This window comes from Shewanella inventionis, assembly GCF_014641855.1.
Lineage (GTDB): Bacteria > Pseudomonadota > Gammaproteobacteria > Enterobacterales > Shewanellaceae > Shewanella > Shewanella inventionis.
Map to the genome: position 1 here is coordinate 16,050 of NZ_BMII01000005.1, position 10,533 is coordinate 26,582.

The window sequence follows — 10,533 nt, forward strand, 5'->3', positions numbered from 1 at the left end:
ATGACTATCGCGCATAACTTTTGTGCTTTTTTACTCCGTATCTTTGCTCTAACAACGCTACTGATAGGCTTGTTGTCTGTACCTGTACATGCTCAAGACAGTAATGGCGCACTGGCATCAGAGCTTGAAGACATTAAAAGTCAGGTGTTAAAGCTCAATCGCGATTTGTTTATTTTAGAAGAAGATTTACTGTTTCCAGCCAGCACTCAAATTGCGGTGTTCGTGTCGGTTGATGTAGGGCGTTTTCTTAAACTTGACAGTGTAGAACTTAAAATTGACGACAATAATGTCAGCGGTTTTTTGTATACCGAACGTCAACGAAAAGCATTAGAACAAGGCGGCATTCAACGTATTTACTTGGGTAATATCAAAACAGGCCCGCACCTGCTAACTGCCATTTTTACTGGTAAAGATCCAGAAGGTCGCACAGTGCAACGCGCGATCACTCACAACTTCGATAAAGACGATGAAACCGTGATGATTGAGCTAAAAGTTGAAGACAGCGAATCAAGCTATCGTGCTGATATCAAAGTCGAACAATGGGTTCTGTAAACCATAATGGCCTTTAATACTCAATTAATTAGCACAGGGCTAACTTGCATGGGTCGTCGACTCACAGCCGGTTTCGGTGCAACTGTAATGTGTTGTTGCTTAACACTGTTTACTTCAGGGGCACTGCAGGCTGAAGAAAACACTCGTCAATCTGCCACGACCACAGATCTTGAAGACAAATTTTATCGCCAAGCATTGTACTTTTACTTTGCCGGTGATTATGGCGCAGCTTTAAGACAAATTAGTCTTAATCGCCAACGTAAAGGCATTGACTCAGATCGCAGCCAACTGTTTGAAGCCGGGTTGCAAGTGGCTATTGGTTTACACGATCAGGCCACACAAACATTAATCCGCTTTGAGCAAAATCAGGCCAATACCACACGCCACACCAGCAAAACCACATCAAGCGCATCGCCTGGTGAACTGTTACTCATTGCATTATTGCAACTGAGCGAGCAACAAATTGATCAAGGCGACATTGAAACCGCTAAACTCACGTTAGCCAGAATTACCACCCTTTTGCCGTCTTATGTTGAACAGTACCACGTACTCAGTCAGTTAGCTTATTGGCCAGAAACGCCGCCATTAAGCGCTCAAGTTCAACAAAAAAGCCTAACAGATGAGACACAACCCGCTGATTCAGCTGCCGCGTATATCGCCTTAAACCAGGCATTATTGCATATGCAACAACAAGAGTATGACAAGGCTCAACCCATATTAGTTGAACTCAAAGAGCAACAATGGCAACCACCTGAAGTCAATTTTTGGCAACGCCTGTTCAACCCTTTTGCCCAGCCCGAAATTGTTGATGATAACGACGAACTATTGCCTGAAGTCAAAGACGCCTTATTACAACAACAGGCGATTAATGATTATGCAAAATTATTGTTAGCTCAGTTGTATGTCACTAATAAGCAATACGATTTAGCCTATAACGAATTGGCCGATTTCCCTGAGCAAAGCCCTTATGCCGAATCAGCATTATTTTTGTTTGCCTATTCTGCCCAGCAACAACAGCAATTCGACATGTCGTTTAATTTGCTCACCCTATTACAGCAGCAATATCCTTATTCTAATTTAGCCTGGCAAGCTGCGCTTTTAACAGCAAAACAAGTTAGCGAGCAACAGTCGCTAGCTCAAGGGTTAACGCTTTATCAGCAAGCTGAGCAGTTGTATTTGCAAAAAATGGCTGAAATTAAAGCCTTTGCAGAAACCGTAAGCACCATTAACAATGTCACCGATTTTGCCACTCAATCTGAGGCTCAGCAAACCACGGCCTTAACGCCAAAATCAGATGCATTAGCCCTGATCCTTACAGAGCGGTTTAACACAGACGCCCCTTGGTTAAAAAAAGCCTTAAACGATCCGCAATTAGTGACCGATTACCACACATTATTAAACCTTGATTTACTTGCTGATAACGTACAAAAGCAGCAAGCAAATAGCCAATGGCTAAAGAGCACCTTAGCGCTCAACGCCCAACGCCAAGCCAAGGTTATTGAGCAGCAAAAAAAGCTTGCCTATAAAGAGCTAATCAACAACCTAAACACGCAAAAACAACGTATTGCCACCATTATTGAGCAGGCTCAAGCCCAACAAGATGCCCAAGTCTTTGCAGATCCAAACCAACAACAATGGTTAAACCGGATTAATGACAGCCAAAACACACTCAATAGATTAGCAGGTCAACGCAATACCGATGATGAACAACAAAGGCTGGACAGAATTAAAGGGGTGCTGCAATGGCAGTTACAAAGCACCTTTCCTCAGCGATTATGGCAACATAAACAAAGCCTGAAACAACTCACTGAACAGCTCACCTTGCTTGAACTACAAGCCAGCCGCTTTAGTGATTTATCAAATAATCCACGCCTTTTGGCTGACTTTGAGGCGCGCCAACAACAAACCCAATTAGACATTACAGCCATGCAGAGTAATATTGGCGCGCTGCGCGATAAAACCGACCGGGATATACGAGGTAAACTGAGTATTTTTACTCAACAACAGCAATACACTCTGCAGCAATTATTGCTCACGACACGTCATCAAATGGCCAGTGTATTGGAGCAAATGTCGCAAGCGGACAAGCGCTCAAATCCTATTGCACCAAGCATTGAACCCACTTCACAAGGAGTGCGCTAATGTCTGCCTCATCTCATGTGTCAAGCGCATTAATCATTGGTTGCACCCTCTTTTTATCGGGGTGTTTTAGCAGCGGGCAAGCAGAGTTAACTCAACAAGGTAAACGTGCCAGCTTAAGTGATATTGCCAATAAATCCTCAAATAAACATGTCCCCTCAGTAGCCATGACTCAAGAGCAACGCGCTACTGCGTTGGCCAGTATTTATCAGCAACTACTGACGCTAGAGCCTGATCCTGAAGTGCGAACTCATGTGGAATATCGTTTAGCACAAATTAATACCGAGTCATTTGAAGCGCAATCTTATGCAGACTTAGATGATGAATCACTGGCAGACAGCCAAGTATTGGCGCAACTGACAAAAAACGATGCTGCACTGCAACAATTAATCGATCAATATCGGCAACTATTGCAAGGTTATCCGCAGCGAGCAGAAAACGAGCACATACAATATCAATTAGCTAAAGCACTGGATTTGCAAGGCAAACAGGATGAAAGCCTGGCTGAGGTTGAATCATTACTGCAACAGTATCCACAAACGGGTTATCTGGCTGAGCTTAATTTTAGGCGCGGTGAAATTTACTACAATTTGCAAAATTACCCAGCAGCAATTTCGGCCTACCAGCAAGTGTTAACGGCAGATAATAATCAAAAGTACCAACTCAACAGTTTATATATGCTCGGTTGGTCTGAGTTTAAACTTAATCGGCTTGCCAATGCCGATAACGCCTTTTTACAAGTGTTTGAAGCGATTATCGCCAGCGAACAAAACCAGCTGAAATCAGCACAGCTCACGGCCGATAATTTTGCATTTGACAAGCTAAGTAGCCGGGCGCAAAACCTCGCCATCGACACGCAAAGAGTGCTGAGTATTTCATTAAGCCAACAGCTGCAATCTCAATCATTAGTTGCCTTGGTGAATGACAATCAATCGCTACCCTATATTGGTTTATATCAACATGTGTTATTTGCCAATTTAGCCACCTTTTTACTCGACAAAAAGCTCGACCATGATGCGCAGTTAACTTACCAGGCTTATATAGACTTTACCCCAAATCATATTTGGGCGGCGCGCTTTTCACTCGACTTACTTGATTTGTACCAGCGTCAGGGTAAATTTGCCGCCATGCATAAGCTTAAAAATGTTTATGTTAATCAATACGGCTTAAACAGCGCCTTTTGGCTAAATGCTTCAACGGCGCACCAAAGTGAATTGCTGCCGCATTTACTCAACTTTAGCGACGAACACAGCCGCCGTTTATATGCTGATGCGCAAACACAACAGGGTAAGGCACGGGTCTTGGCGTTTTCTCAAGCCGCTTCAGCTCTTAGCACCTACTTACAGCTGGCCACATTACCCCAAGCTAAGGCACTACTTAGCAAAGATATTGTGAACGACCAATACTTATTTGCCGACGCCAACTTTGAGGCTCAGCAGTATCAAGCTGCATTAGACAGCTACTATGCTATTGCTTATGAAAATACCCAAGCGAACCACACTGCCGCGTTAGCAAAAATCCAACAACAATCTGCCTATGCGACAACCGTAACAATACGTGAGCTTATTGAACAACATCAGCCACAAATGGCAGAACTCATAGCCAAGCGCAATCAATTAGACAAACAGTTTATTACCCAATATCCACAAGATGAACGCGCCTTACAATTAGCCAGTAATGCGGCGCAGTATTCATTTGACAGCCAAGACATGGCCAACTTGAAATTTTATACCGATTTTGTCTTGCAAGCTTATGGCATTGCACCGCTTGCAAACACATCAAATTCAGTACAAACCGCCAAGCCACTTTCTGACGCTGCCCGTAAACAAGTTCAGTTTGTTAGCCAACTTTATGCCAATAGTCTATACCAACAAGAACAGTACTCGCTGGCAGAAGATGCCTACACTTTAGCGCTACAATACACAGATCAGCGCACCGACACCTGGACTGAAATGCGTAACCTGCTGGCTTCCAGTATTTACTTTCAGGCCAAGGCAGTTAAACACACTGAGCCTTCGCTTGCTGTAAGCCAGTTATTACGCGTCGCGCAAGCCGTGCCTGAATCACAATACGCACTCAACGCAGAACTTGACGCAGCCAACCTTTTACTTGAACAACAACGCTGGCAAGACGCCATAGATGTATTAAAGCCCTTTCAGCAACGACATCCAAACCATGAGTTTAGTGCGGCTATTCCGGCAAAATTAGCCCAATCATACGAAGCGCTAGGCCAGTGGGATTTAGCTGCAGAGCAATTATTGTTGATTGTCGCTAAAGAGGACTCTGGCGCGCTTAAGCGTGAAGCCTTATACACAGCTGCCGAATATTACTTAAAGGCCGGCGATAATAACAACGCCCTCAACACCTTTAGAACGTATGCCAAAACATACCCGCAACCATTTGATGTGGCTCAAGAAGTACGCTTTAAAATGAGTGAGTTTTACCGTCAAAGTGGCGACGCCAATAAGCAATATTACTGGTTTAGACAAATACTTAGCTTTGATCGCCAGCAATTGCAAACTGATGCCAATGCCATTCAAACTCGACAAGCTGAGCTCGCCTCAATTGCCGCCTTTGCGTTAGGCGAAGCAGAGCAGCGCAGTTTTGCCGCCATAAAACTCAATGCACCACTGCAAAAAAGCTTAAAGCGTAAACAAGACGCCATGAAAAAAGCCATTGGTTATTACCAACAGGTACTCGACTTTCAACTGGCTAAATACGTACCCCACGCCACTTACAACCTTGCTGAAATGTATCGCCAACTCGCCAGTGACATGATGAGTTCTCAGCGCCCTGGCGACTTAGATGAATTAGCATTAGAAGAATACGAGATTTTACTTGAAGAATTGGCCTATCCATTTGAAGAAAAAGCCATCGAAATTCACATCAGCAATACTCAAAGAGCATGGGATAATATTGCCGATCAGTGGATAGATAAAAGCTTTGAACGCCTGGCACAAATGTCGCCAGCCCTTTATCAAAAACAAGAGTTAATGCATGAGGTCGTCGATGCTATCCATTAAGCCATTATTTACCTCATCAGCAACTAAACTTGCAGCCATAGCGTTATTGAGTCTAGTGCTGCTACCCAGTTGTAGCTCATCAACAGGCAGTACAGCAACAAAAAGTACTACCGATAAAAACCTAAATGGCATGGACAATGACATTGTCGACATGGTCAGTCTTAATGCGCAACGCGCTAATACCAGCACCAGCAGCAGTGCCAACACAACCGACAAGCGTAATGTGTATCTAGAGCAAGCCTCACAGCGTTTAGAGGGCGTGCCTGAGTCGGTGTTAAGTCAATATCAACAAGCCATTGAGCAAATGAAAAACCAGCAATGGCAAACAGCTAATACGTTATTTGATAAGGTGATTGCTGCAGAGCCTCAATTATCTGGTGCTTATGTCAATAAAGCCATTATTGCCATTAATCAGCAGCAATTAACCCAAGCCGATGCGCTACTAGACCAAGGCATTGCCGTTAATAATAGCAATCCTTATGCACACCAAATTAAAGCGAATATTGCCAGGCTGCAAGGCCAATATGAGCAGGCAGAACAAGGTTACTTAACAGCGCTTACACTATGGCCGCAATACCCACAAGCACAACTCAATTTGGCCATACTATTAGAACTGTATCGCGGTAAATTACTGCAAGCTCGCCAATATTACATGGCATATTTGACCAACCAACCAGATGATGAACAAGCAAAGCGCTGGTTAGCAGGGGTTGAAATAAAAATACAACGCGCGGGCCTAACCTTACCCGACGACAGTAACGGAGCAGGCTAAATGGATACTTTACAAGCGACTAACACCACATTTTGCCTAAACAAATTAACATCAGTATTCACCGCCTTGCTGCTCAGTGTTTCAGCGCAAGTAATGGCTAATGATGAGGTAACACCGCAAAAGGCGAACTCAAGCAATAAGCCTGTGGTGATTGAAAGCCAGGTAACGGGTTCACAAGAGCAACCTAAAGTGCTTTACATTATGCCCTGGCAAGGAATAACCAGCCCAATAGACATTAATAATAAAGACATGCGGCTCACCCTGCCTGAATTTAAACCCATTAACCCCAAGGCATTTAAGCAACAGGTGAGAGATTTTGCCAAAAGCAGCCAAACTACCGAGAAATAAACAGAAAAAATTAACCAAACAATGTCGCTGAGTCACCAACAACCAAACAACTGAACCATGTAGCCCAAATGCCGTGGATTCAAACAACAAAAATAGAAGGAACATCACATGAGTTTTACCGACCATATCATTGCGTTTTTACAAAATGGCGGCCCATTTATCTACCCTATCGCATTGGTGTTAGTAGTTGGTTTGGCTATTACCATTGAGCGCTGGTTATATTTAAGCTCAGCGCATCGCACTAATCAGCAAGCGTTTGCATTAATTAAAAACGCCCTAAAAACCGGCGACATCAATACCATAAGCCAACATGCACAAAACCATAAAGCGCCCGTGTTTGATGTATTGCAGTCAGGTATTGCGCGCATATCAAGTGCCAGCCGCCGCGAAGATGTTGAATACGCCATGGAAGAAACCGTCATGGAATACATGCTGCGCCTAGAAAAACGCACCCCCTTTATTGCCACACTGGCCAATATCGCAACGTTACTCGGTTTGTTAGGTACCATTATGGGCTTAATCGCGGCATTCTCGGCAGTGGCTAGCGCCGACCCAGCAGAAAAAGCCAACTTATTGTCATCGAGTATTTCAGTGGCGATGAACACCACCGCATTTGGTTTGATCACCGCTATCCCACTGATTTTATTTCACTCGAGCCTGCAAACTAAAACGGCCACCATTGTTGACTCAATAGAAATGGCAGGGATCAAACTGCTCAATTCACTGTCATTTAACAAGCAAACGGATAACAACCGAGGCTAATGAGTATGAGACGCCACCGTCGCCCTAATACCCAAGATGCAGAACTGGATATCACCTCATTTATGAATTTAATGATCGTGTTAGTGCCGGTGCTACTGCTAAGTTTGGTGTTCTCACAAGTGCGTATTTTGAATCTACAATTGCCGATCTTGTCTGAAACAGAACAAGCGCAAGATGAGCAAGAACCTAAAATACTCGAACTTGTTATCACCCCTGCTCGCCTGGAATTAAACTACCCCGCTGGCATGTCACTTAAACGCTTTGATGTGACAGACACAGGTTATGACTTTGCAGCCCTATCAGTGTACCTGCAAGATTTAAAGCTGACATTTCAGCAACAGGGCATAGAGAAAAACGATATTGTGTTGCTGCTAGACCCAGCCATTGACTATCAAACCATCGTATCAGCCATGGATACGGTTCGTTCTTTTAAAGCTGTTGTTGCCGCTAATTTGGTAGATGCTGAATTGTTTCCAATGATCTCGCTTGGCGATGCTCCCGCGGTCAGTGACTCAGAGTCACAGGCCACTATTGGACAACCAATAGGAGCCAAGCAATGATGAAACAATCGGCCAGAAGCCGCAGATTAGTTAAACATCACAAACGCTTAAAAGCGGGTAGCAAGCTTAACCTTGTCGCGTTAATGGACATTTTCACGATTTTGGTGTTTTTCTTAATTGTGAATCAGTCTGAAGTGCGGGTTTTGCAAAATATCGAAAAGCTTAGCTTGCCAGTGTCAGTCGCTGAAACCTTGCCCGTTGAAAACCTGGTTATCACAGTCATTGCCGACACTGTGTTAGTACAAGAGCGGGCTATTTGGCAAAAAAGTGAAGATGGACAAGGACTCACTGAGCAAGAAAACCCTGAGTTTATTGAAACCTTAACCACTGAACTCACCTACCAGGCCAGTAAGCGCAACGAACTGACTGAAACCGAACAACAAAACGGCCGAGCTGTTACCATTATTGGCGATGCGTCAACGCCTTATGTGGTGTTAAAGCAAATAATGGCCGCCTGTGCTGCAACGGGGTATCGAGATATATCGTTAGCGGTTGAACAACAAGCAAAGCAAGTTAATGGTGAGGGCTAATATGACAACAGCGACCTTTCACCCGCATCAAACAACAAATAGCTTTAATGATTTAGGCGACTTATTTAAACCCAGCAAACAAGACAAACTCTTTAAACTGATTTTGTGGGTGCTGTTGTTGGTTTATTTGGTGTTTGCCGTTGTGGTGCCCATGCTTGAACAAGTTGAGCTGCCACGAGAAGTTAAAGAGCAAGTGCCGCCACAACTGGCGAAAATCATCTTACAAGAAAAGCAACTACCGCCGCCGGTTAAACCTGAGGTAAAACCGCCTGAGCCAGAACCACTACCAGAGCCAGAACCGGCTCCGCCAGTAGAAAAAGCTTTAGAAAAGCCAATAGAGCCAGTGGTAAAACCTCAAGTTGTGCAACCCACAACCCGTGAGGCCGCCAAAGAAAAAGCCAGCATATCAGGCCTGGCCGCTATGAAAGATGAGCTATTTTCAATGCGTGAAGCCTTTGATGTTCAACCAGCAGCACAGCGTAAACTTGAGCAGACCACCAGCCAAGAGGTTAAAGTAAAACGCGATTTACTTGCCGGCGCGGCTAATAAGCAAACCGACAGTTTGGCAAAATCAACCATTAGCCAAACGGTGTCATCTGGCTCGCTGAGCGGTAACGAAACCCAGCAAATTCGTCTCGCAAAAGAAGAAGTGTTAGCCAGCCAAGGCGCCGTGGCAGAAAAGGCCAGTCAAGCAAGCCAAGGGGGGCAACGTTCAGAAGCTGCGCTTAGACGTACTCTAGAGGCCAATAAATCTCGGCTTTATTCGCTCTACAACCGCGCCTTAAGAAAAGATCCCTTTTTAAAAGGCAAAGTGATGTTTGAAATTGTCATTCAACCTAATGGCAGTATCAGCAAAGTGAGCATTAAATCTAGCGAGCTAAATGACGCAAAATTAGAACGTCAATTAACCTTGGTGCTCCGTTCAATTACTTTCCCAGCAGAAAGTGTTGCGGTAATGACCACCATATGGGCCATTGACTTCTTTCCAAGCTAAGTGAGCGACACCCAAACTAAAAGCAGGTAATGATATATTCATCACCTGCTTTTAACGCTTAGTGGACAGGTCAATAAGTTGAGCGACATTTAAAAGGTTACTCGAGAACACAGGCAAATTATCGTAAAAATGTCAAAATATGACCTTTAAATGCTTCTGGTAAATAATCTGTGTGTAATGGTTTTTGATGAACAGAACTAAAGCCTAGCTCAATCATTTTGGTTGACAGCTTATTTTTTTACCGCGGCCAGGGTCCACTAAAATCACTTCGCAAACATCATTGGCATGGGCATTAATAAAGTGAGCTAACAACTCAACATGCTCATCTTCGTATAATAAATCGCTGCCAATAATTAAATCGAATGAACCCAAATGATCTTGATCACTGGCCCAGTCAGCTTGTTCATAATGAATCGGTTTGTCTTGATTTAGCTCTGTATTACGCAATAAAAACTTACCCACTTCAGGATGGTAATCAGTCGCGGTGATGTCAGCATGGCGTTTGTTTAGTAACAAACTGCTCAGTGCCATGCCACAACCAATTTCAAGAATACGCTTACTACCAGTTTGGTACCCATCGATATGATGCGCAAGCACTAGGCTAGAAGGCCAAATAACACCAAAAAGAGGCCAATTGGCTGAAGAAATGCCAAGCTTATTAGCCACACCATCTGGATCGAAAAACTCTTGTTTATCACGTAACGTACAAAGGTGAATATCAATTTGACCAAACTCGACCGTTTGGTAGCTTAAGCGTAAATTTGTCATTTGGCGGCCCTGTTGTGGTGCTCGGCCAAACATCTGAGATAATTGACAAAACGTAAGACTGACCAAACTATAGTAATCTGACCAA

The 10,533-nt window shown here is 44.0% G+C and carries 10 protein-coding genes; 9 read left to right on the forward strand and 1 reads right to left on the reverse strand.

Going from position 1 to position 10,533, the window contains the following annotated elements; genetic code table 11:
• From IEW93_RS03890 to IEW93_RS03930, 9 genes are all read left to right on the forward strand, one after another.
• Entirely contained in the window at window positions 1–552 is a 552-nt protein-coding gene (locus IEW93_RS03890; RefSeq protein WP_188737120.1) for an AraC family transcriptional regulator, read from the forward strand.
• A gap of 48 nt (window positions 553–600) precedes the next feature.
• Window positions 601–2,694 (forward strand): tetratricopeptide repeat protein, encoded by a 2,094-nt coding sequence (locus tag IEW93_RS03895; protein ID WP_188737122.1) that lies wholly within the window; start codon window positions 601–603, stop codon window positions 2,692–2,694.
• Complete coding sequence (locus IEW93_RS03900; RefSeq protein WP_188737125.1) at window positions 2,694–5,714, forward strand: tetratricopeptide repeat protein; 3,021 nt, start codon at window positions 2,694–2,696, stop codon at window positions 5,712–5,714. Before IEW93_RS03895 ends, IEW93_RS03900 begins: the two co-directional genes overlap by 1 nt.
• On the forward strand, window positions 5,701–6,486 hold the full coding sequence (locus tag IEW93_RS03905; protein ID WP_188737127.1) for a tetratricopeptide repeat protein: 786 nt from the start codon (window positions 5,701–5,703) through the stop codon (window positions 6,484–6,486). The genes IEW93_RS03900 and IEW93_RS03905 overlap by 14 nt, the downstream gene beginning before the upstream one ends.
• Entirely contained in the window at window positions 6,487–6,834 is a 348-nt protein-coding gene (locus IEW93_RS03910; RefSeq protein ID WP_188737129.1) for a hypothetical protein, read from the forward strand. It abuts the gene before it with no gap.
• 108 nt (window positions 6,835–6,942) lie between these two features.
• The gene (locus IEW93_RS03915; RefSeq protein ID WP_011636700.1) at window positions 6,943–7,596 is read left to right on the forward strand and encodes a MotA/TolQ/ExbB proton channel family protein; all 654 of its coding nucleotides are present in this window, start codon (window positions 6,943–6,945) and stop codon (window positions 7,594–7,596) included.
• A gap of 5 nt (window positions 7,597–7,601) precedes the next feature.
• Window positions 7,602–8,156 carry a biopolymer transporter ExbD gene (locus IEW93_RS03920; protein WP_188737131.1) on the forward strand — a complete coding sequence of 185 codons (555 nt, stop codon included), beginning with the start codon at window positions 7,602–7,604 and terminating at the stop codon, window positions 8,154–8,156.
• Window positions 8,153–8,686, forward strand: a complete 534-nt coding sequence (locus IEW93_RS03925) for an ExbD/TolR family protein (RefSeq protein ID WP_188737133.1) — start codon at window positions 8,153–8,155, stop codon at window positions 8,684–8,686. Before IEW93_RS03920 ends, IEW93_RS03925 begins: the two co-directional genes overlap by 4 nt.
• 1 nt (window position 8,687) lies before the next feature.
• Window positions 8,688–9,680: an AgmX/PglI C-terminal domain-containing protein gene (locus tag IEW93_RS03930; RefSeq protein ID WP_188737135.1), complete on the forward strand. Its 993-nt coding sequence runs from the start codon at window positions 8,688–8,690 to the stop codon at window positions 9,678–9,680.
• Window positions 9,681–9,893: 213 nt separating this feature from the next.
• Here IEW93_RS03930 and IEW93_RS03935 read toward each other — a convergent pair whose 3' ends face one another.
• Window positions 9,894–10,448 carry a class I SAM-dependent methyltransferase gene (locus IEW93_RS03935; RefSeq protein ID WP_229706604.1) on the reverse strand — a complete coding sequence of 185 codons (555 nt, stop codon included), beginning with the start codon at window positions 10,446–10,448 and terminating at the stop codon, window positions 9,894–9,896.
• Between the last annotated feature and the right edge of the window lie 85 nt (window positions 10,449–10,533).